This is a genomic window from Rhodococcus sp. P4_E4, from assembly GCF_056401575.1.
Genome location: NZ_JBFUJB010000026.1, coordinates 1 through 22890 on the forward strand (window position 1 = coordinate 1; position 22890 = coordinate 22890).

Annotated in this window: 17 protein-coding genes, 1 rRNA gene, 1 pseudogene and 1 riboswitch; of the genes and pseudogenes, 10 read left to right on the top strand and 9 right to left on the bottom strand. The window is 61.7% G+C overall.

Translation table 11 applies throughout. The features are described 5' to 3' along the window. A 5S ribosomal RNA gene (gene rrf / locus AC1DVN_RS26330) occupies positions 1–87 on the top strand; the annotation flags it as partial. Positions 88–485: 398 nt separating this feature from the next. Beyond that, positions 486–1898, top strand: a complete 1413-nt coding sequence (locus AC1DVN_RS26335; RefSeq protein ID WP_477994394.1) for a plasmid pRiA4b ORF-3 family protein — start codon at positions 486–488, stop codon at positions 1896–1898. A gap of 38 nt (positions 1899–1936) precedes the next feature. Here AC1DVN_RS26335 and AC1DVN_RS26340 read toward each other — a convergent pair. Further along, positions 1937–2410 (bottom strand): annotated as a pseudogene (locus AC1DVN_RS26340) (TerD family protein); the annotation flags it as partial. A 113-nt stretch (positions 2411–2523) separates the two neighbouring features. Further along, a complete protein-coding gene (locus AC1DVN_RS26345) occupies positions 2524–5706 on the bottom strand; it encodes a DEAD/DEAH box helicase (protein ID WP_477994395.1) in 3183 nt (1060 codons plus the stop codon). 111 nt (positions 5707–5817) lie between these two features. Between AC1DVN_RS26345 and AC1DVN_RS26350 the strand changes: the two genes are divergently transcribed. Then, positions 5818–6936: an alpha/beta hydrolase gene (locus AC1DVN_RS26350; RefSeq protein ID WP_019749282.1), complete on the top strand. Its 1119-nt coding sequence runs from the start codon at positions 5818–5820 to the stop codon at positions 6934–6936. Positions 6937–6988: 52 nt separating this feature from the next. Here AC1DVN_RS26350 and AC1DVN_RS26355 read toward each other — a convergent pair whose 3' ends face one another. After that, positions 6989–7348 (bottom strand): excalibur calcium-binding domain-containing protein, encoded by a 360-nt coding sequence (locus tag AC1DVN_RS26355; protein WP_020970160.1) that lies wholly within the window; start codon positions 7346–7348, stop codon positions 6989–6991. A gap of 82 nt (positions 7349–7430) precedes the next feature. Continuing rightward, a complete protein-coding gene (locus AC1DVN_RS26360) occupies positions 7431–8783 on the bottom strand; it encodes a dicarboxylate/amino acid:cation symporter (protein ID WP_477994396.1) in 1353 nt (450 codons plus the stop codon). Positions 8784–9122: 339 nt separating this feature from the next. Between AC1DVN_RS26360 and AC1DVN_RS26365 the strand changes: the two genes are divergently transcribed. The 3 genes from AC1DVN_RS26365 to AC1DVN_RS26375 all read left to right on the top strand — a co-directional run bounded on the left by AC1DVN_RS26365 (position 9123) and on the right by AC1DVN_RS26375 (position 12937). After that, a complete protein-coding gene (locus AC1DVN_RS26365) occupies positions 9123–10028 on the top strand; it encodes a phosphodiesterase (RefSeq protein ID WP_477994397.1) in 906 nt (301 codons plus the stop codon). A 78-nt stretch (positions 10029–10106) separates the two neighbouring features. After that, positions 10107–10220, top strand: a riboswitch (SAM riboswitch). Next, entirely contained in the window at positions 10203–11549 is a 1347-nt protein-coding gene (locus AC1DVN_RS26370; protein WP_477994398.1) for an LLM class flavin-dependent oxidoreductase, read from the top strand. It overlaps the preceding riboswitch by 18 nt. Before the next feature lie 20 nt (positions 11550–11569). Beyond that, positions 11570–12937, top strand: coding sequence for an NtaA/DmoA family FMN-dependent monooxygenase (locus tag AC1DVN_RS26375; protein ID WP_020970157.1), 1368 nt, complete (start codon positions 11570–11572; stop codon positions 12935–12937). A 51-nt stretch (positions 12938–12988) separates the two neighbouring features. On the opposite strand, the gene AC1DVN_RS26380 is transcribed toward AC1DVN_RS26375, so the two are convergent. Further along, complete coding sequence (locus AC1DVN_RS26380) at positions 12989–14482, bottom strand: stealth family protein (RefSeq protein ID WP_020970156.1); 1494 nt, start codon at positions 14480–14482, stop codon at positions 12989–12991. A gap of 280 nt (positions 14483–14762) precedes the next feature. On the opposite strand from AC1DVN_RS26380, the gene AC1DVN_RS26385 reads away from it, so the two are divergent. Next, entirely contained in the window at positions 14763–14996 is a 234-nt protein-coding gene (locus AC1DVN_RS26385) for a hypothetical protein (protein WP_024488025.1), read from the top strand. A 3-nt stretch (positions 14997–14999) separates the two neighbouring features. On the opposite strand, the gene AC1DVN_RS26390 is transcribed toward AC1DVN_RS26385, so the two are convergent. Then, on the bottom strand, positions 15000–15425 hold the full coding sequence (locus AC1DVN_RS26390; protein ID WP_477994399.1) for a nuclear transport factor 2 family protein: 426 nt from the start codon (positions 15423–15425) through the stop codon (positions 15000–15002). A gap of 234 nt (positions 15426–15659) precedes the next feature. Here AC1DVN_RS26390 and AC1DVN_RS26395 point away from each other — a divergent pair, with 234 nt between their 5' ends. Continuing rightward, entirely contained in the window at positions 15660–16634 is a 975-nt protein-coding gene (locus AC1DVN_RS26395; protein WP_211919389.1) for a TauD/TfdA dioxygenase family protein, read from the top strand. Here AC1DVN_RS26395 and AC1DVN_RS26400 read toward each other — a convergent pair whose 3' ends face one another. Further along, positions 16635–17477, bottom strand: a complete 843-nt coding sequence (locus AC1DVN_RS26400) for a hypothetical protein (protein WP_397510524.1) — start codon at positions 17475–17477, stop codon at positions 16635–16637. It lies immediately after the preceding gene. A 31-nt stretch (positions 17478–17508) separates the two neighbouring features. Continuing rightward, positions 17509–19302: an alanine racemase gene (locus tag AC1DVN_RS26405; RefSeq protein WP_397510525.1), complete on the bottom strand. Its 1794-nt coding sequence runs from the start codon at positions 19300–19302 to the stop codon at positions 17509–17511. 160 nt (positions 19303–19462) lie between these two features. Between AC1DVN_RS26405 and AC1DVN_RS26410 the strand changes: the two genes are divergently transcribed. Continuing rightward, positions 19463–20908, top strand: coding sequence for an amino acid permease (locus tag AC1DVN_RS26410; protein WP_378669829.1), 1446 nt, complete (start codon positions 19463–19465; stop codon positions 20906–20908). Further along, complete coding sequence (locus tag AC1DVN_RS26415) at positions 20905–21825, top strand: universal stress protein (protein ID WP_003940649.1); 921 nt, start codon at positions 20905–20907, stop codon at positions 21823–21825. Before AC1DVN_RS26410 ends, AC1DVN_RS26415 begins: the two co-directional genes overlap by 4 nt. 42 nt (positions 21826–21867) lie before the next feature. Here the strand turns inward: AC1DVN_RS26415 and AC1DVN_RS26420 are convergent, their stop codons facing one another. Beyond that, complete coding sequence (locus tag AC1DVN_RS26420) at positions 21868–22869, bottom strand: MBL fold metallo-hydrolase (protein WP_204856374.1); 1002 nt, start codon at positions 22867–22869, stop codon at positions 21868–21870. Positions 22870–22890: the final 21 nt, after the last annotated feature.

A 22890-nucleotide genomic window follows, 5' to 3' on the forward strand; every position in this document is an offset into this window, starting at 1 on the left:
GGTCCCATTCCGAACCCGGAAGCTAAGCCCTTCAGCGCCGATGGTACTGCACTCGACAGGGTGTGGGAGAGTAGGACACCGCCGAACACAACTTGAGAAGCCCCCCAACCAGTGATGGTTGGGGGGCTTTCTCGTACCCAAAACACCCCGAAACATCCCGTCGCCGGCACCCCCGGCTTCGAGCGAACGGTACGTTCGTCGCCTCAGATCGACCCAACGCCCCGTTCACACCATCACGAGCAGAAGAGCACGGCCGGCACACCCCCGACTTCGAGCGAACGGTACATTCGTCGCCTCAGATCGACCGAACGTACCGTTCGCACGATCAGGGCACGATCAGGGCAGGAATTGGGTGAGGAAGATGCCAGCGCCGACGCACGTAGCGACTGGTTAGCCAAGGTACAGATTGTGAACCCTCTCATAGGTGCGAAGTACTCTCCGATTTTGTGCCTTTGTCCCTAGTACTTTGGCCTAGGCTGAGTGTCATGGTGGGGTTGAGCAGCTCGCGGGTGTCGCATTTGCGACTCGTTCCGACGGAACCTGAAGAACTGCAAAGGTTTGTACAAGAAGCTGGCGGAGTGCGTGGGGGCGTTCAGATTGCGCGATCGTTACGTTCGAAGAGGCGCGCGGTTCCGGCGCAATACGCGATACGTATCAGCGTCGACAATGTATCCACTCAGATCTGGCGACGAATTCTCGTCGCGTCGGATTTGAATCTGGGTGACCTGCATTCGGTGGTTCAACGGGCAATGGGGTGGAGTGACCGTCATTCGCACGCGTGGTCCAAGTCAGGAACCCGATTTCCCGGCGAGGTCGAAGAGTATGTAGCTTCCGGAAGCAACGCCGAGCAGCGCCTCGCCGGACGAGTGGCGATCGTAGAGTCTGCGGTACGTCTGGACGAGGTCATGGTCTCGCCCGGCGATGAACTTAGATATCGCTACGGACGCTTCGGAAACTGGAGTCACACGCTGACACTTGAATCTTCGGAAATACTGCCCGACGGATTCCAGATTGTGTGTGCCGCGGGTCGCGGTGCGTGTCCGCCGGAGGAATGCGTCGGGCCTGACGAGTACGAGCAGCTCCTCGGTGTCCTCGCTTCGGAGAAGTTGCGCTCCCACGAATGGACCCTCGAATGGCCGCAAACCGAATTCGAGCCGACACGATTCGAGATCGCTGAGGTCAACAATCGCCTTCATATACCTCGACCGGACGAGATCGTTGCGCCGTACGACACCGCAATGCTCGTCGAATGCCTGGAACCCTCGCGCGTCCCGGAACTGCGCGCGGTCCTCGCCCGAGCCGGCATTGACGATGAGTCGGCAATCGGAGAGTTGGTCCACGTCGAGGCGGGCCAACGCCTTCAATCGGTCCTGGCGCTGATCGGTGTCGAAGGGGTCGACGCTGATGACTTCTTCACGACGGTCGACGCAATGCTCGACGAACCCGAACTAGGACCTGTCAACCTTCCCAAGGGGCGATCACTCTTCGCAGTACTCAAGAGGTTTGGCCTGGTGCGAAAGCACAAAGGGCAGATTGTGCTGACGAAGCGGGGACAGTCAGCGCAGCAGGACGCATCAATCATGTGGTCGGTGATCGTCGACAGCGTTCCGGTTGCGCCGGGAGGCTCGCAGAGAGCAGTGGAACTTCTTGTCCTCCTCGCCGTAGCCGCTGGTTTGTCGCCGGCAGATCGTCATCGCTTCGTCGCGGGAGCACTGGAGTCGATTCGGTCGTCAAGCATCCTCATGTCCGGCGCTCAGACTTCCAAACGTGACACGTCCGGGAGCACCGTAGAGGTGCTCGGTTTGATCGGCGCTACGGGGTACGAGCTGGGGAAGTTCGGCACCAAAGAGGACTCTCCCTGGGCAGCTCACCTCGCTAGGGCGATCCTGCAGCGTTAACTCGCGCGTTCGATGCAGACAACCGAAACGGGGTTCGATCCGAAAAGCATGGCGGTCTCGGTGGAAGCGTCTTCCGAAAGGTCGTATCGTGCCAGCTCGGATCCATTCGACAGATCTACGACGCGGATGTAGGCGTTGGTGACCTGCCCGAAGGACTGGAGTCGGGCATCTGCGTCGTGAATCGAGACGGGGAAGAAGATGTTGGTGACGTTGGGCGGTACAGCCGGGAGGTCGACGTTGATGACTTCGTCGTCGCCGTCACCTTCACCGGTGAGGTTGTCGCCGGTGTGCTCGATGGATCCGTCGGGCGAGCGAAGGTTGTTGTAGAAGACGAAGTGCAGGTCGGAAAGGACCTTGCGTTCCGGGCCTGTGACCAACGCACTGGCGTCGAGGTCGAAGTCGGCACCACTGGTACTGCGTGCATCCCAGCCGAGACCGACTGCGACCTTGGTGAGGTTGGGTGCGGCTTTCGACAGAGATACGTTGCCGCCCTTGGCAAGTGTGACGCCCATTCAGGTTCCTCTCGTTCGAACGAAGTTGATTTCTTCGTTCGGGAGTTCTGTGTTGTCCGTTCTGGACTCACATTACCGTGGGCACGTAGGTGAGGTTCGACCGAATGGGTACCTCACTCGAACAGCGCGCGAAGATCCTCGGCGTCGAGTCCGGTGCCCAGTGTGCCTTCGGCGTCCATGACATTCGAGAACAATGCCGACTTCTTGGCCTTGAGTGCCATGACCTTCTCTTCGATCGTGTCTTTGGCAATGAGACGGTAGACCATGACGTTTCGTGTCTGCCCGATGCGGTGAGTGCGATCGACCGCTTGTGCCTCGGCGGCCGGGTTCCACCAAGGGTCGAGAATGAAGCAGTAGTCGGCCTCGGTGAGATTGAGGCCGAAGCCACCAGCCTTGAGGCTGATCAGGAATACGGGGGCTGCGCCAGACTTGAACTCCTCCAACACTTCACCGCGATTGCGCGTCGAACCGTCGAGATAGCTGTACGGAATTTTTTCCGTGTCGAGTCGTTTGCGGACAGAACCGAGGAACCCTGTGAATTGGCTGAAGATCAACGCACGGTGTCCGCCCGCAATGACGTCGTCCAATTGCTCGACGAGAGCGTCGACCTTGGCTGAGGGGACAGGTCCGCTTTCCTCGTCGACCAGCGAGACGTCGAGACTGAGTTGGCGTAGCACCGTCAGCGATTGCAGGATCGTGAATCGGTTCTTGTCGACGTCGTCGAGCAGTCCGAGAATCTTCTGCCGTTCGCGTTGCAGGTGGGTGTCGTAGATCGCGCGATGGCTCGGATGCAACTCGATCTCGAGTATCTGTTCCTGCTTCGGCGGCAAGTCTGCAGCCACCTGTTCCTTGGTGCGCCGAACCATCAGCGGTTTGACGCGCCGCCGAAGTTGCGCCAATCGCTCTGTGTCGCCTTCCTTTTCGATGGGGTTGCGGTAGACGTCGGTGAAGGTGGTGGGACTGGGGAACAGTCCTGGTGCAGTGATCGCGAGGAGCGACCACAACTCCATGAGATTGTTTTCCATGGGAGTGCCGGTGATCGCGAGTTTGAAGGGTGCGTTCACTGCCGTCGCACACTTGTGGACCTTGGACTTGTGGTTCTTGGCGAATTGGGCTTCGTCGAGTACCAGTCCGGACCAGACGCCCGCCGAATACGCATCGGTGTCGAGGCGAAAGAGAGCGTACGACGTCACGACGATGTCCGCCCCGTCGACGAGTGTTGCCAGGTCGGTTCTTCTGCGCCGCAGAGTATCCGTGATGACAGCGGTGTGGAGGGTTGGTGCAAACTTGGCCACCTCGGATTTCCAATTGGAGACCACGCTGGTGGGAGCAACGATCAGAAAGGGCGGCGCCGCTGGATTCGATTGCCGTGCAGTGCAGATCATTGCGAGAGTTTGCAGGGTCTTGCCCAGGCCCATGTCGTCGGCGAGTATGCCTCCCAGGCTGTGCTGCCGGAGGAAGTTGAGCCAGCGGAATCCGTCGACCTGATAGGGGCGCAGTGTTGCCGTCAACGTGGCGGGGACGTCGACGGGTTCGATCCCGGAACCGCCGAGCAATCCTGCGATCTGCTTCTTCCAAGCTGCTGCCTGATGTTCGACTCTTCCCAGTGCCGTCAATTCTTCCCACAGCCCGGCTTGAAACTTGCTGATCGCGAGTTTGCCGGTTGGTCGATCGAGCAGCGACCGCGCTTCGGTGATGAGTCGGTGTAGACCGAGAAGTTCGGGTGCGTCGAGTCGGAAGAAGGCGCCGTCCGGCAGCAGTATGTGAGTCTCACCCCTGCTCAGGGCGGAGAACAGCGTGGTGAACGGAACGCCTTGTCCCGCAACGTCGACGGTGACGTCGAGGTCGAACCAGTCGGATCCGCTGCTCCCGTCGGGGGCTGACGTGCTGAGGCCGATCACGACAGCGTCGTCTGCGGGCCGATAGTCGGCGGGAGTGCCCACGACGGTGAGGTCGACGTCGTCGTTCGCGTCGAGTTGGGGGAGGAGGTCGAGTGTGAACTGCATGGAATCGAGGCCGGCCAACGTTCCCGCGAGAGTGGCCTTCGCCGCGGCCGCACCGAGGCTCTTGGCAATGGCATCTTCGGCAACGTGGTTGCGGATCTCGGACTCGTCGGTGGTTGTGTCTGCGGTAGAAATGATCAGTTCGTCGGCATCGACTGTGTACTTCCATGCCGATTCGATGTCGATGCGGTGGTTGTCCGCGTACGTGGCGACCAGTTGTAGCCGAGGACCGGACACAGTCGGTGGGTTGTAGGCGCCATCGGAAGATATGACGGGAGCGAGGTTTCCGAGTTTGAACACGAACCGCGAAGTGAATGCATCCCGATGCTCGGCGGGTATGTCGACCGATTTTCCGGAGTCGATCAACTGCCTCAATTGGTGAGTTATCGGCGTGTGCAGTGGTGCGAGAGTGATCGCGTTGGCGGCGTCGAGCGCGAAGACGCCATGTGCCGGCATGCCGACCAGTCCCCAATCGGAATGAGTCACGATGTGCCCACCGGCCTGAATTCGGGGCGTCAGGCGGAGGTTGTTGTCTTCCGCTCCGTGGACGTCGAGGCAGATGCTGGCATCGTCGAGTAGGGAGATGTGGCCGAGGCCGGCCTTCGAGTGAACGAGTGAAACGCCCACGCTGATCGCCTCACGAAGAAGAGACCAGAGTTGCGGGCTCGCGAACCCGGCAAGATCGATTTCCGCGGCATTTTGATTTCGGTAGTAATTGCCGGCGCTGTGGAGGAGATGTATGTCGCGTAGAACCCGGAGGTGATCCGCGGGGAACTGAAAAGTGCTTCCGAGCTTGTTCCAGGCGAGCCCGCCGGAGATCCACCCTCTCGCTCCTGGTTGTACGGGTTTGACGATGAGCCTTGTCGATGCGCCCTTGGTTCGGGTGGTGAATTGAATGCCAAGTCCACGTGTAGTGCGGCCGGCCGGGTCTGGTCGGAGCAACTCCTCGAGCGCGCTGTCCCATCCGAGGTGTTGTGGAGTCTTGTTCGCCTCGGCAACCGCTGCGAGCACCAACGCGACTACGTGCTTGCAGTTCATCCGCACGGGACACGTGCAGAGGCCACGCGTGAACGTTGCTGTACCGGCCGCGCTGCGACTTACCGAAATCGTGCAGGTGTACGGCTCTCGCGCGGTTCCCGATACAGCGCCGGTCAAGGTGTCAGCGGTGTCGTTCCATGCGATGGATTCGACTGCATTCTGCCGCAGGTAGGTAAGTCCGCGTTCGTAGGTGGTTGTGCCCACGACAGCGCGAATTCGGTCGAGGTCGAGGGCCCTGACTGAATCCGGTTGCACGGGGCCAGCCTAGTGGCGGCGACCGACAGATCTTGTCGTGGTCGTTTGTCCAAGAAAGTCCGAACTGCACGGTATGTTCACGGAAACATCATTGACTGGTTTGGGAGTTTCATGAGGACTGAGCGGCGTGCGTGGATCCGATCTGCGCGCACAGGTGCGGTGTGTTTGGCCGTTTGTGCACTTTCTTTGCAGTTGGGCGGACTGTCGACGGCAGCGCCGAGTTCCGGGAGCTCGGGAAGCTCGGGAAGTCTGGGCAGCGTCGAGGGCAGCGTGAGTTCGGGGTCGACGATCCCAGGACCGCTTCAGGAGGATCCGGGCCCCAAGCCGGAGCTGCGCGACGACATCGTCGTCCCGGCCATCGTCGGCGAGAAGGTGACCGCACCGCAGGCAGTCAGGCTGACGGTGGCGTCGCCTGCACTTCGACGCGAGGTCGGCGTCGAGATCTTGCTACCCGCGGACAATTCGGTTCCGCGCCCAGCGCTGTACATGCTCGAGGGCGTCGACGCCGGAGAGAAGAGCAGCGGATGGATGACGATCGGCGGCGCCCCGGCGTTCTTCGCCGACAAGAACGTCAACGTCGTGATGCTCAACGGTGGGATCGCGAGCCTGTACTCGGACTGGGAGAATCCGGATCCGCGGCTGGGACTGCACAAGTGGGAAACCTTCATCACCGAGGAGTTGCCACCGCTGATCGACGCGCGACTCAAGACCAACGGAATCAACGCGATTGCCGGCAATTCCATGGGCGCAATGGGTGCAATGATGCTCGCCCAACGCTTTCCGGACATGTATCGCGGCGTTGCCGTGTTCAGCGGCTGTTATTCCACGATGGATCCGCTCGGCCGAACTGCCGTCCAGGCCACGATTTCTTCTCGAAGCGGAGATCCGGCCAACATCTGGGGTGTGCCAGGGGGCCCGGAGTGGGAGGCACATGATTCGTTGATCAACGCAGAGAAGTTGCGTGGCAAGGAAATCTACGTGTCGACGGCAAATGGTCGTCCTGGATCTGACGAGACGCTGCAGACTCCGGAACTACTCGAGCGTCTGGTGATCGGCGGCGGCATCGAGGTTGCTGCGCATGCCTGCACCAAGATGTTCGACGCGCGGTTGCAGGAGCTGAAGATTCCGGCGCAGGTAGATTACGAGCCGAACGGCACACACGCGTGGGCATATTGGCGTGAACGACTACCCAAGGCGTGGCCGACTTTGTCCCGGGCGTTGGGCGTCTGACGGTTCGACAACAGTGCTCGGGTTGTGGGTGCACCACAACCCGAGCGTTGGATCACTCGCAGGCGATGCCGTCGTTGTCCCGGTCGAGATGCGGGGCATATCCGTTCTGGCCCCGGTACAACGGAGCTGCGCCGGCGTTACGCACGGCAGTGCAGTTCTGGTAATACCGCGCCGGTGCGGGAGTGTTCTGCGGCGCCGGCTGGTTCTGGGGCGCTTGCGGAGCGGGCGGTGCAGGCGGTGCGAAGACCGGGGGAAGGAACGGCTGGACTGCGTCGGCAGAGCCAGTCGGAATCATGCGTGCGATCTCGATCGGTAGGAAATCGAAAACCGTGGATGCCTGAGCGGCGGGTGCGGCAACCAGAGTGATTGCGGCGCAACCTGCGATGCTGAATGCCAGACGGCGGAGCTTCATGTGACCTCGTGTTCAAATGGGCAGCCCTTCCACTTCTGAGGGCTGTGCCGGCTGAGCATACTGGTCATAACGACCAAATGGTTTATTTCGGTAAGGGTGAAACCTGGGGTGAAAAGCAGCGTCCCCGCACCGTGTTGCTCGGGTGTGCGACGATGACCGGAACCAGAGCCTGGCCGGTGACGTTGACTGCGGTACGGCCCATGTCGACGATCGGTTCGACTGCGAGGAGCAGTCCGACGCCGGCCAGGGGAAGACCCAGGGTGGAGAGTGTGAGTGTGAGCATGACTGTCGCACCCGTAGTTCCGGCCGTTGCTGCCGAGCCGATGACCGAAACGACGACGATCAGCAGGTAATCGGTGAAGGTCAGCGGAACGTCGTAGAAGCCGGCGACGAAGATTGCCGCGATCGCGGGATAGATTGCGGCGCAACCGTCCATCTTCGTGGTGGCACCGAGCGGAACGGCGAACGAGGCGTACTCACGCGGAACACCGAGGTTGCGTTCGGTGACGCGTTCGGTCAGCGGCAGGGTGCCGATCGACGAGCGCGAGACGAATCCGAGCTGAGTTGCGGGCCAGACACCGGAGAAGAAGCTTCGAACCGAGAGACCGTGTGCGGCAATCAGGATGGGGTAGACCACGAAGAAGACAATGGCCAGACCGATGTAGATGGCTGCGGTGAAGACGCCCAGCGAGCCGATCGCATCCCAGCCGTAGGTGGCGACAGCGTTGGCGATCAGCGCGGCGGTGCCGATCGGGGCGAGGCGGATGATCCACCACAGGACCTTCTGGACGATCGCGAGCAGCGAAGCGTTGAACTCGAGGAACGGCGCAGCCTTGGGACCGATCTTGAGTGCAGCAATGCCGATTGCGCCGGCGATGACGAGCAGCTGCAGGACGTTGAAGCTCAGCGATGTAGTCGCCACGCCTTCGGCGACGGAAGTCTTTGCACCCAACCCCAGGAAGTTGTTCGGAACCAGTCCGGTGATGAACGCCCACCAGGAGCCGGAGCTCTTGGGTTCCTTCGCTGCTTCGGCGGCGACGTCGGTCCGTGAACCGGGATCGGTGATCAGGCCGACGACGATGCCGATGATCACAGCAATGAAAGCGGTGATCGCGAACCAGAGCAAGGTCTGCACGGCCAGGCGAGCTGCATTGGCGACCTGGCGCAGGTTGGCGATGGAGCTGACAATGGCGGTGAACACCAGCGGGATCACCGCAACGGTGAGCAGCTTGACGTAACTCGAACCGATGGTCTGTACGGTGCCGACCAACCAGTTGACGTTGCCGTCGGCTGCATCAGGCATTGCCCGGGCGACGAGACCGATGATGACACCGAGTACGAGACCGGCGACGATCTGCGGTCCGAATGCCGTCGCCCAGGACGGAAAACGGGACGTGGACTTTTCCGGCACGCCGGTGGAGGTGGAGCTGGGCATGACTATGCCTTTCGAAAATCAAGGGAGCGAAACGCAGCGCGGCACCAGAGGCCGGGCAGATTCGAAGAAATGTTTCCTGGTACGCGTCAGGTCAGAGCGAGCGCGTACACATTGCGCTCGCCTGCAGGCGAAGGTCGACGTAACGCCGACTGGTCAGGAACAACACTGTCCACACACTACTCGCAGCTTCAACTACTCGATCCCGAGGGTCGCCGCGGGAGTTCGCTTCGTGTTCGTCGGGCGTGCCCCGATCAGTCACTGTTGGTCGGTTGACTAGTCTCGACGATCAGTAGGTGCCGCACCGGCGCCTAAGCGTCGGCAAGCGGAAGCGAGAGACCGATGAGCGTTCGGAATGCCGAGTACCCGCGTCCGAAGCATTTCCTGGTGCACCTCAGTGACACGCATCTGGTGGCTCAGGGGGAGTTGTACGACGCCGTGGATGCGTCGACGAGATTGCGGGAAGTGCTCAGCGGGATCGTGGCCTCGGGCGCACGCCCGGATGCACTGATATTCACCGGCGACCTGACCGACCAGGGACACCCCGACGCATACGCGGAATTGAAAGCCATCGTGGAACCCGTGGCGGCCGAGATCGATGCGCAGGTCATCTGGGCGATGGGCAACCACGACGACCGCTCTACTTTCAGGTCTCTGCTGTTGGGCGAGGACGCCACCGATCATCCCGTCGACAACGTCTACGACCTTGACGGACTGCGGGTGATCACCCTGGATTCGTCGGTTCCCGGTCACCACTACGGTGAGATCTCGGATCGTCAATTGGATTGGCTACGCTCAGAATTGGCGGCGCCCGCGCCCGACGGAACAATTCTGGCGCTGCATCATCCGCCGGTTCCGTGCATTCAGGATCTCGCGGTTCTGGTGGAGTTGCGCGATCAGTCCCGGTTGGCAAACGTCTTGCGTGGCAGCGACGTCCGGGCGATTCTTGCCGGGCACCTGCACTATTCGACGACGGCGACGTTCGCCGGCATTCCGGTGTCCGTGGCGTCGTCGACGTGTTACACCCAGGACTTGAACGTGGAAGTCGGTGGTCAGCGTGGTCGTGACGGGGCTCAGGGGTGCAACCTGGTGCACGTCTACGACGAGACAATTGTTCATTCGGTCGTTCCACTCGGCGCGCACGTGACGGTCGGTGAGCCTGTCGACGCGGCTGAGGGTGCCCGGAGGCTCAGTGCTGCCGGCATTCGAATCCTCGAGAGCGAAAAGGCGGCACGCTCGATCATCTGAGGTGGCAGGCGGTTTCCGGCACCCCCGCGCAGTTCTGGGCGATTGCCGGGCGGTCGCGTACTCACTACCGTCGAGGTAGGTGCAGAGCTCCAGCAACAAGGACCGGCTAGCTGGACGGCAACCCTTCATGCCGATGGGGTGCCCCGGAATCACACCTGGCGATACGCGCGGTGCGTGTCGCAAGCGGCAGTCGCCACGAGAACCGTCAGTCGGGTGCTGACGGTTTCTGCGGTCGGCACTGTGCGCTCCCGAGTAGTTCTCGAACAGGAGTATGCGCCGATGACCTCCACCCCCTCTTCTCATCTTGCTCCGTTGCATCTCGCCGTAGCGCTGGACGGTGCCGGTTGGCACCCAGCGGCCTGGCGAGAGCCGCACTCGCGCCCGAGTGAGCTGTTCAGCGCGTCGTATTGGACTGACGTGGTGACGACCGCCGAGCGTGGTCTGCTCGATTTCGTCACCATCGAGGACAGTCTCTCGGTGCCGGCCAACCCACTCGAGCCCGTCGACGACGCGGTTGATCGGGTGCGTGCTCGGCTCGACGCACATCTCGTGGCCGCCCGACTGGCACCGATCACGAGCAACATCGGCTTGATCCCGACCATCACCACCATTCACACCGAGCCGTTCCACGTGTCCAAAGCCGTTGCCACGCTTGATTACACCTCGCGCGGTCGCGCCGGATGGCAGGTGAAGGTTTCGGCGTCGGAATCCGAGGCAGCACAGTTCGGGCGTCGCGACATCCCCGCGCTCACCGATGCCGACCGTCAGTCGATCGTTTCAGGCGTCCTCCCGGACTTCGTGCGCGACCTGTTCGACGAAGCTGCGGAGGCGGCTGACGTAATCCGGCGACTCTGGGACAGCTGGGAGGACGGCGCCGAGATCCGCGACGTGGAGCAGCGCCGGTTCATCGACCGAGACAAGTTGCACTACATCGACTTCGAGGGAAAGTACCTCTCGGTCCGTGGACCGTCGGTGACTCCGCGCCCGCCGCAGGGGCATCCCGTCGTTACCGCGTTGGCACATCAGCGGGTCGCGTACGAGCTGGCGGCGCGGACGGCCGATCTGGTGTTCGTGACGCCGTTCGACGACGAGCAGGTCACGGCAATCCTGGGTGACGTGCGAGCAGCCGAAGAACACGTGCAGCGCACCGGCGAACCTCTTCGGGTCTTCACCGACATCGTCGTCTTCTTCGATACGCCGGAAGAAACCGGAAAGGAACGGCTCGCTCGTCTCGACGCGCAGGCCGGCACCGAATACCGTTCGGACGCGCTGACCTTCACCGGCTCTGCTGCGGAGTTGGCGGATCTCCTGCTCCGGTGGCAGCAGTTGGGAATCGACGGCTTCCGGTTGCGGCCGGGCGTCCTCGTGGACGACCTCGACGCCATCGCCGGTGAGCTGGTGCCTGAATTGCAGCGACGCAACGTATTCCGCACCGAATATCCGCAGACGAATCTTCGCGGACTCCTTGGTCTACCCATCGACGTTCCCAACCGCTACGCCGCCGGCACTCCGGCCGCCTGACAGACGAGGAATAGATTTTCATGAGTTCTCAGAAGCGTAAGCAGGTCATCCTGGGTGCCTACCTCGGCGGCGTCAACCATCACACTGCATGGTGGGATCCGCAGGCGGGCAGCCAGATAGAGTTCGATTCTTTCGAGCACACCGCTCGAACCGCCGAGCGTGGGAAGTTCGACTTCTTCTTCCTCGCCGAAGGCCTCGCCCTTCGTGAGCGTGCGGGACAGATTTTCGACCAAGACATCATCGGTAGGCCAGACACCTTCACGGTCCTTGCGTCGTTGGCGGCAGTAACCGAACACCTCGGATTGGCCGGCACCATCAACGCCACGTTCAACGAGCCTTACGAACTGGCCCGCCAATTCGCGACGCTCGATCAGTTGTCCGGAGGGCGTGCCGCCTGGAACGTCGTCACCTCGTTCGACGCATTCACCGGCCAGAACTTTCGCCGCGGCGGATACCTCGACCGCGCGCAACGATACGAGCGTGCGGAGGAGACCGTAGCGCTGGTGCGTGAACTGTGGGATTCGTGGCGAAGCGACGACATCGTGGCCGACAAGGCATCAGGGCGCTTTCTCGCGAGACCGGATGCCGGTGAATTCGCTTTTCATGGATCGCATTTCGACGTGAACGGCCGATTCACAGTGCCGCGTAGCCCGCAAGGGCGCCCGGTTATTCTGCAGGCCGGGGTGTCGCCGCAGGGGCGCGATTTTGCTGCCGGCAATGCCGACGCGATCTTCTCACCGTACGGTCAGTTGCCCGAGGCGGCCGATTTCTATCGCGATATCAAAGCACGTGCCGTCGCGGCCGGACGTGACCCGGGCGACATCAAGATCCTGCCGTCGGCGAGTTTTGTTCTCGGCACCTCGGAGGCAGATGCGATCGAGAAATACCGAGAGATTCGCGACCAGCAGGTCACCGGCCAGACCGCTTTGGTTCTGCTCGAACAGATCTGGAATCTCGATCTGTCGAAGTACGACCCCGAAGGACCACTACCCGACATCGCTCCGGATCCCGAGGCTCCGCCGATCATCCAGGGCCGCGCCTTCATTCACCAAGATCGTTTCGCGACCGTCGCAAAACTGCGCGCGGTAGCCGAGAGCAAGAAGTTGAATCTGCGCGAAGTGGTGATCGATCAGTTCGAGCGTGGACCGATCGTCGGTACACCGCAGCAGGTTGCCGAGAAAATAGATTCGTTTGTCAGCAACGACGGTTCGGACGGATTCATCCTCGGGTCGCACCTCGTGCCGACTGGCCTCGACGAGTTCGTCGACGACGTGGTGCCGCTGCTGCAGGATCGAGGTGTTCTCCGCAGTGACTACGAAGGAACGACGTTGCGTGACAATCTCGGACTGCCCATCCCGGTGCAGCGGGAGCGTGCGACAGCACGCTGATCGACCGAAGTAGCAAGGGCCCAGCCGAAATCGGCTGGGCCCTTGTTTCGTCTAGGCTTCCCAGGGCGCCGGGATGGGGTAGTAGCTCTCCAGGAACTCCGTGATCTTGCGTGTGCGAAGTTCCAGATCGATCTCCGGAGCGCTGCCGTCGTTGAGGCAGAAGAAGTCCATGGAGCGCTTGGCGAGCAGTGAGTCCATGTCGCGCAAACCGGCTTTGACCGTCGTATCGACGTATTTGACGGCGGCGGACTTCTGCACCACCGACCGTCCACTCATGAGCGTGTAGTAGTGGTACAGCGAATTGGTCACCGAGATATTGGAACTCGCGCGGAAGGTGCTTGCTGCAGTGGCCGCGAAGTCTTCGGCGAACTCGCGTTCCATCTCGGCCATCACGCTCTTGCGTAGTGGCGTCGCTGCGTGCTCCAGATGTCTGGTGGTCATCAGACCGAAGCGGTCCTGTAGCAGACGGCGGTTGACGCGAGCCGCATTCTCGAACCCGCTGCGGTCGTTGTCGTTGTGTCCCAATCCGATTCTGGTGTCGGCCTCGATGAACATGCTGATCCCACCGGGGGAGAAGAACATGTCCGGGCCGACGGGGCGACCGAAGAACATGTCGTCATTGGAGTAGAGGAAATGCTCTGCCAGACCCGGAATATGGTGCAGCTGGCACTCGACAGCTTGAGAATTGTGGGTGGGCAACACACTTGGATCGGCGAAGAACTTTTCGCTGGGCATGAACGTGACTCGCGGATCGTCGGCAAGCCAGTCCGGACGATCGGAATCGGTTGCGACGAAGATCCGCCGGATCCACGGCGCGTACATGTGGATGGATCGAAGCGCGTATTTGAGCTCGTCGATCTGACGGAAGCGCGCTTCTGATTCGTCGCCCTCTCCGACGATGTAGTTCTGCATGCGCTTGGCGCGCTGAGCCTGAAACTCCTTGGAAGAGCCGTCGACCCAGGAAAAGACCAGATCGATATCGAAGCTGATATCGGAGGCATGATCGGCGAACATGTTCTCGATAGTCGGCCAGATCCGGCCGAATCGCTCGACGGTTCCTCGGACAGCTTCTTCGGGGAGGACGGTTCGTCGTGTCAGTGAGTTCTCGACGGGTAGGACGATTTCTTCGTCGGAAATCGACCACAATTCGATTTGAACGCCGATGTTCGCGCCGTAGTTCATGCCGCTTGCGACGTGAACCCGCGGACGGAACAAGCGGAAGATCCGTGACTTGTTGGTTTTCGACAGGGCACCGTCCGCGACAAGGAGCGCTGGGCTCTTCTTCGCGTCGACGGTTTTGGAATAGAAGGGTGCGTTGGCGCATCCCTCGACAAGTGCCTGCCGCAGGTTTTTGCGCTCGGTCCAGCTCACCGCGATCACGGGGCGCTCGTCGTTTCCGCGGACGAGTAGATACTCGATTCCTGCGGCGTCGAGGATGTCGCGGATGAAGAGGAGATCTTCGACCATCGCTTCGAGCGGCGTGGTGGTCGTGATCGCGAGGGCAAAACGATTCTTGAATCGGACGGTCTCGGGTAGCTCGCCCATCCGTGCGCGTGACGCGGCCGACGCCGGTTCCACGGGATTGGGGCTGTCCTGCTCCGGGGGTACGAAGTAGATGTCGTGCGGAGCGGGAGATTCTGTAATGGGATGCCTTCCGATTCTGATCCAGCTGTGTATCTGTCGCCCCCGACGCTGCGAGAGCGTGGTGGCGACGAGCTCAGTCTATGCCGTCGGCGCCGAAAGTCGGACATGAGTGACGGCGATGGGTAGGGCGGGGCGAGTCGGGTACCCCGAGGACCGAAGCGAGAGTGAAGGAGAAGAACCGATGCGTGTGAAAGCGATGGTCGGAACAGGCGCGATGGCTGTTGCGCTGGCCGCCGGCCCAGTTGCCACAGCTTCTGCTGAAGGCGCCGAGACGGCGGGGTCGGAGGGTTCACCGGAGATGCTGACCTGCGAGGTGGTCTTCGATGCACTGGAAGACATGAGCCCGGAATGGACGGAAGAGGGGATCGATCAGGTCGAAGACTGGTGTGAGGCGATCACTGGCGAAGAAGACTGAACGTCAGCCGCGCGAGATCACTCGTCGCGACAGTCGCCACCGCCCATCTTCGAGTTCGAACTCGTCGGCGTAGCTCCCGACGCCACTGAGCTTGGGAGTTGTGGTCGTGTCGACGTAGAACGTCCACACCGCATCCGCGCGGGCTGTCGTTTCCGACGTCACGTCCACGGCGATCGCCGTGGTGACGTGACGCGTGAACGTGCCAGGCCCTTGAATTCCGGCCGCCCTGCGCTCGACTACTCCAGCAGCAATTTCTTCACGGCCACGTCGTACCTGTGCGGGGATACCGCGATCGGGATTGGCCGGCATGTTCCATTCGGCCTTGCGGGTGAACTGCTCCACGTAATCCTCGACCGAGCCGGTATCGGCAAGGTGCGCGATGCGAGCGAGCGTTGAACGAATCTGTTCGGCAGGGCCCTCGGGTTGCATGCTGTCCTCCGTAGACGTGGGTGTGGCAGATCGCACGCTACAGCTCATGACGACAACGACGACGGCCTCGTCCCAGTGAGCGGCAGTACTCTCCGGCGAGGGAGCGGCGAACTTTGAGATCACCTCGAGTTCAACCGTATTCGAGCCCGCAGCGTAAATGATTGAGTGTTCACAGTAGGCAGCGCCATGACGACTGCCGCGCCCGTAGGCTTGACCGACTCACAGGAGATCGCCATGTCCGTCACCGAACTCGAACGTGTCACCCAGACCCCGGAGCAGATCTACGCTGCCGGCGGAATCACCGTCCACAAAGTAGGCGAACTGATCGGCGCCCGCATCGACGGCGTCCATCTCTCCGGGGACTTGTCCGAAGAGACCGCCTACGCGATCAACTATGCGCTGGCAGCGCACAAGGTTGTGTTCTTCCGTGGGCAGCATCATCTCGACGACACGTCGCAGTACGAATTCGCCGGAACCCTCGGCACCCAGACCACCCCGCATCCGACGGTGAAGTCCAGGGGCGACAAGCTGTTGGTGCTCGACCGAGCCGCCAACAGTTGGCACACGGACGTGACGTTTGTCGACCGCATTCCGAAAGCCTCGATTCTGCGAGCGACGACCATTCCCGAGTACGGCGGAGCGACGACGTGGGCGTCGACTACCGCTGCGTACGACCAACTGCCGCCTTCGCTCAAGGTCTTGGTCGAGAATTTGCGGGCCGTTCACACCAATGCCTACGACTATGCCGAGGTTGTCGATCAGGCGAACCCGGTAGACGCGCAGCGCCAGGCCTACTACGCCGAATTCACCCGTGAGATCTACGAGACCGAACACCCGGTGGTGCGTATCCATCCGGCGACGGGGGAGAAGACCCTCCTGCTCGGTCACTTCTTCAAGGAGTTCGTCGGGCTCAAGCCGTCGGAGTCGGTCGCTCTTTACCAGATCCTGCAGGCACGAATCATCAAGTTGGAAAACACTGTTCGATGGAACTGGTCGGCCGGCGACCTGGCGATCTGGGACAACCAGGCGACTCAGCATTACGGTATCGCCGACTACGGGACTCAGGCCCGCAGTGTGCACCGGGTGACATTGGCCGGCGACGTCCCCGTCGACGTCCGCGGCGAGCAGAGTCGAATCCTCCAGGGTGACGCCGCGGAGTATTCGATCATCGCGGACATCGATCGGCTTCCCGGCTTCGCCGCGAACTGATCAGTCGTGCTGTGGGTGATCCGGCGGGAACATCTGTCCCCATGAGTGATTGCATGCTCGGCACGTCCATTCCGGGGTGTCCGGTCCCACGACGCAGCCTGTTCCGGCGAGCCACGGTAGGTGATCGAATGGATGGACCGGCATCCCCGGGGAACACTGAGCGGTTCTGTGTGCACCGCACTCTGGGCACGGTGGATTTTTCGCCAGCATGTAGTCGATGAAGTTGGTGTGCCCGGACGTGGCCATCCTTCCGGTGCATTTGCGGCACAGGACGGCTGGGTAGTCGTCACCAGGCTCAGCCTGCCTGAAGATCCGTGATGCGGAATGAAAGTGAAGGCGATCGCTGCTGTTGAACTTTCGCAACGGCATCGGTGAGCTGCAACCTGTGCAGTGTCCCCGCTCGTTCATCAACGTTCGGGCGTGGGCAGCTGTGGACGTCGGATCCAGCGTGTCGATGTCGCCGAAGTAGTGCGCACAGTGTGACTGGCCGGCCGTGAGAATTTGGTCGGCCAGTCCGTCGTCGACCGGCCCTGGATCCGTGGGAAACGTGATGGACCATCGTTGTTCGAGTTCTGGAACGGTGGGCATACCGTGGAGTTCGTACGGGCGTTCATCGACTTCCATCCGCGACGTGCCGTCGAAGGGCGCAGCCACGGTCTCGATGCAGAGCAGCGTGCGAGGAGTGGTGTCGAGAACAGTGATCAGCAGGTCGCCGATGGCCATCTTTCCGCGCATGATCCAGGGATCGACACGGGCACGGGGTTCGAGAAACGCGACCACGGCATCGAGCCACGGCGTGCCGAGTGCGATGAATACGTGCTGACCGGAGCTCCGCGTGATCATCGAACGATTCTCGCAAGGGCTGCCGACAACGTCAGGCTTTGACCACCTTGCGCCCGAGCAGCGATGCAACCAGTCCGTCGACGAAGGTCGCCTGACGGCCGAGAGGATCGGAATCCGCTCCCGCAACGCTGCCGATCGAAATCGATCTCGTCAGGCCGGTCTCGCTGATGAATTCGGCGGCGAGGTGCGTTTCTCGGAATGTGAGGCCGCCCAGATGCGTCGTGTCGTCGACGCCGAGAACGCGCCCGTCGATGATGTCCAGGTCGAAGTGGACGTGGACGCCGTTCACACCCTGACCCGCCGCGGCGAGGACGCGAGGCATCAAGGCCGCCATGCCACGGCGATCGATCTCGTCGATCGTCACCAGCAATACTCCGTACTCGTCGAGTGCGCGCTTGTGATCGACCGTGGCGTTCTTGACGCCCACCAAGACGGTGTTCTCCAAACTGGGGCCGTGCAGATCCGCCGCCGACGACAGCAATTGTTCGATATCGCCGTGTGAAGCGAAAATAATTGCGCCCAAATCAGTTCCGGGTTCGGTGGCGATCGGAATTTGGGTGTTCTGCCAGGCCTCGGCAGTGAGCCACAGCGGCAACGTCGTGAGATCCGCGGCGGCGTTCTCGGCTTGAATGCAGCTGAAACCGATTCCGGACATGTCCTCGCGTAGACCGTGATCGAGGAGATGGCTTGCCAGCCCGGTAGTTTCGAGGTCGATCAATTCGACGCTCGCATTGGCATCGATCGGTTCGGTGCCCAGGACGTAGCGCTTTTCGACGTAGGGCGATGTCATCGCCATCAAGAGCGCGCCGTAATCGATCGTGAAGTCGATGGTGCCACCCAGTCGGTATTCGTCGCTTGTTTCTCCGGCGTCGACGAGGAGGTGATCGCTACTGGCGCTGATCACCTTCAGGCGCGGATCGATCGGGGTCAAGCCTTCCGGCGAGATGTCTTCGCGGCCGATGGACAAGATCAGGCGTCGGCTCGGCTTGTCCTCGTTGTCGAAGACGGGGCGTCGGCCGAATGCGTCTTCCCCTGAGACTCCATACGGCCGCGACGGCTTGACCTTGGCCTCGATGATGTCCGCGGTGAGAGTGAAGGCATCGTTGTTCAGCAGTTCGTACAGTCCGGGGGGAGTGGGTGATTCGGCCAAAACGATGCTGGCGCCCAAACGCAGATGGTTGATCCCCTCGGGCATCGTGCCCGTCTCGAGTAGTGGCAGCGAGAACGTATTGCCGCCGGAAACGATCGGCAGTTCGATCGAGAACCGCTTCGTGATTTCGTCGGCTAGGTAGACCAGATTCGACAGGTTGTCGACGGTCGGTTGGATGCCGCCGACGCAGGCGAGGTTCGCGCCGATTCCGATCAGTCTGATGCCCTCGATGGGAAGGATTTCAGCGACTACGTCCAACGCCTCCGCCGGCAGGATCCCTTCGCGGAGATCTCCGAGGTCGATCATCAGCACGATGTCGTGGACGACTCCTCGCGTTTGTGCTGCTCTGCCCAGAGCAGCAATCGTCGTCAACTCGGAGTTGAGGCTGATGTCCGCGTAGCGGATCGTGTCGTCGATCTCGTTCAGCGACGGTGCGCGGATCAGCATCAGGGGAACGGTGATGCCGTCGCGGCGAATGCGGGCCAGGTTGTCCAGGCGGGAGTCGGCGATCTGCGTGACGCCGCCGCGGACCATTGCTCGTGCCACTTTGGGGGAGCCGCACGTAGATTTGCTGACACCGGCCACCGATATACCGTGAGCGCTGGACGCCTCGACGAGGACGCGCGCATTCTGTTCGATACGACGCAGGTCGACGGTGATGGTCGGTCCGGTCATGATCTCCCCGTTTTCTCCGAAGGCGGTTCACGATCCGGGCATTCCAGACCGGACGGTTGGCGTGAGCTGGGCAACTTTGCTCCAACTGTTGTGTCGCAGGACACTTACGTGCAGTATGAGGATACAACAGTTTCCTACCAGGCACTCTAGAGGAGCGTCGATGGCTACTCTCGTCAAACACGTACTTCGGCGCAAGCCGGCTTTGCAGATAGACCAGGAGACCGGCGCAGATACCAACGGCGGTGAGCTGACCCGCAGTATCGGTTTGGCGCAGTTGTCCATGTTCGGCATCGGCGCCACGATCGGCACCGGTATTTTCTTCGTCCTCTCGCAGGCGGTCCCGGTCGCCGGTCCGGCAGTGATCATCTCCTTCGTTGTTGCCGGTATCGTCGCGGGACTCACGGCGATCTGTTACGCGGAGTTGGCCGGAGCTGTCCCAGCGTCGGGCTCGTCGTATTCCTACGCTTACGCGACGCTCGGAGAGCTTCCGGCCATGGCCGTCGGCGCGTGTCTGCTTCTCGAGTACGGAGTCTCGGCCGCGGCGGTGTCCGTCGGATGGTCGCAATACTTGAACCAGCTGCTTGGCAACCTCTTCGGGTTCCAGATCCCCGACGCGTTGTCACAAGCGCCGGAGCAGGGCGGCATCATCAATCTGCCCGCAGTGATCCTGGTGTGCCTGTGCGGTGTTCTGCTCATCCGCGGCGCCAGTGAATCGGCCAAGGCCAACGCCATCATGGTCTCGATCAAGCTCGCAATTCTGTTGCTCTTCATCGTGGTCGGCATCGCCGGATGGAACAGCAATCACTTCGCCGACTTCGCACCGTTCGGATTCAGTGGCGTCATGTCCGCCGCCGGAATCATCTTCTTCTCGTACATCGGCCTCGACGCTGTGTCCACTGCCGGCGAAGAAGTGAAGAACCCTCGTCGCAATCTCCCTCTCGCGATCCTCATTGCGCTCGTGTCCGTCACCGCGATCTACATCGCCGTTGTCGCCGTGGCGATCGGTGCACAGGATTCCGCATCGTTCGAAGGTCAGGAAGCCGGGCTGTCCGCCATCCTCGAACAGGTGACCGGATCTACCTGGCCGGGAACACTTCTGGCCGCCGGTGCGGTGATCTCGATCTGCAGCGTCACGCTCGTGGTCATCTACGGTCAGACCCGCATCCTGTTCGCGATGTCACGCGACGGCATGATTCCGTCGATCTTCCACAAGGTGAACCCGCGGACTCTGACGCCGGTGCCCAACACCATCATCGTCTGCGTCGTCATCAGCATTCTGGCCGGATTCATTCCGATCAACTTTCTCGCCGAAATGACCAGTATCGGAACCCTGGTGGCCTTCCTCGTTGTCTCGATCGGGGTCATCATCCTGCGGCGCAGTGACCCGGACCTGCCGCGCAGCTTCAAAGTTCCCGGCTATCCGGTGACGCCGATCCTCTCGATCCTGGGTTGCCTGTGGATCATCAAGGACCTCCGAACCGTCACGATCTACGTGTTCCTCGTCTGGGTGACCGTCGCGATCATCTGGTACTTCGCCTACGGTATGAAGCACTCGCGCCTCGGTGTGAAGAACCGCGCCGAATTGGGATCGGAGTCCGACTCATGACGCTGCTCGCGGGATACGCACCCGACGGTGACAGTTCCGGAACCGTCCATCTGGCAACGCTGTTGGCACGCTCGTCCGGTGAACCGTTGGTGATCTGCGCGGTGATTCCCTCGCCGCCACCGCCCGGGATGGCGCGGGTCGACGCCGAATACCACCAGCAGTTGCGAGCCGAAGCCGAAGCGGCACTGGCGAAAGCGCGGGCAGACATGCCCTCCGATGTCGACGTGACCTATGTCGTGCATGAGGCTCAGTCGACGTCGAGTGGCCTGCTCGATCTCGTTCACGAGCACGAAGCCAAGATGATCGTCCTGGATTCGTCTACGGCCGGGGTGTTCGGTCACGTGGCTCTCGGCAGTGTCACCTCACGCTTGCTGCACAGCTCCGACGTTCCGGTCGCCCTGGCGCCGAGGGGATTTCGAACCAAGCCCGGTGAGGTGGTTCGCCGCGTCACCGCCGCATACTCGGGCACACCCGATCAAGACGATCTGGTGCTCGCCGCCGCGACCGTGGCTGCGCGTGTCGATGCCGGACTCAGACTGGCGGCGTTTGCAGTTCGCGCAAACGCGCAGTACACGACCACACTCGGGACCGAGGGGGATTCACCGATCATCTCCGAGTGGGCCGAGGTGGTCGAGCGCGAGACCAACGCTGCCTTCGAGCGCGTGCGTGCACTGCCCGAAATACCCGACGTCATGGAATCGGTTATCAGCCATGGTCGTAACTGGGCCGAGGCGCTCGAGGGCGTCGAGTGGGACCGAGGTGACGTTCTGACTGTCGGCTCGAGCAAGGCAGGTCCACTGGCGCGGGTGTTCCTCGGCAGTCGGGCGGCGAAGATCGTGCGGTACTCACCGGTTCCGGTGGTGGTGGTCCCGCGATCGGCGTCGACCCGAATAGTCGATCAGGCCGAAGCGGAATAGCGATCAGGGCCGACGAGCGGAGTGCTTGTCGGCCCTGATCTTTCAGATGGAGCGAGCGAAGAGCGCGGGCTCGGAGCCGGGAACCTGAGAGACCTGCTCTCGGGCAACCAGATGGCGAAGGTGAGCTGCACCTTCGGACAACGCCATCGTCTTTCCCATCGGTGAGATCTCGGCCCACGGCTTGTACCACTTCATCTTTGCCGCGACGTCCCACACGGTGAGCTTGTCGTCGGCGAACTCCTGGAGCAGATGATCGAGTCGCTCCTGGTGATGCTCGATCAACTCGCCGGCGCGACCTCCGACGTCGTCGATCGGAATGCCGTGAGCGCCGAGACCGCGGGTGATGTTCATGTTCTGCACCCGTGCGAGCGAGTCGAGGAAATCGGCGAGGGCGTCACGCTCGTCGAGGGGGTACACGAAGTTGCCGACGTGCGGTGTTGTCTTCTGCAGGACGTGGTCGCCGGTGAACATGACGTCGGCGTCGTCGAGGTAGAAGCAGACGTGGCCAGGCGTGTGGCCGGGGGTGTAGACAACGCGGAGGCCGCGGCCGGTGAGTGCGATGATCTCGTCGTCAGCGAGAAGGCGGTCGGGAGCGGACTCGGGGCCCACGGGAGACTCGCCCGCGGCCGTCAATTTGAATGCATCACGGTCGGCTTTCGGCGCTCCAGCGCGTTCCATGTTCTCTAGCTGATATGCCATCCACTCGTCGTTACGCGCAGTCGACATCTGATCGAACAGGTAGTGGTCGTCCTCATGCATGGCGATCCAGGCGCCGGACGCCTCGCGGACCCGTCCGCACAGTCCGGTGTGGTCCGGATGGAAGTGCGTGACCACGACGCCCTCGATGTCGGTCACCGAATGTCCGATCTCGGCGAGCCCCGCGTTGAGGCCCTGCCAGCCGTTGTCGTCACCCCAACCAGCGTCGACCAAGATCAGTCCGCCGGGGGATTCCATGGCGTAGACGAGCGTGTGCCCGAGAGGGTTGTCCGTGATCGGGACAGGAATCTGGAATATGCCATCACCGATGGCTGCCGCACCGTTCATATCAAGTACCTCTTAACGAGT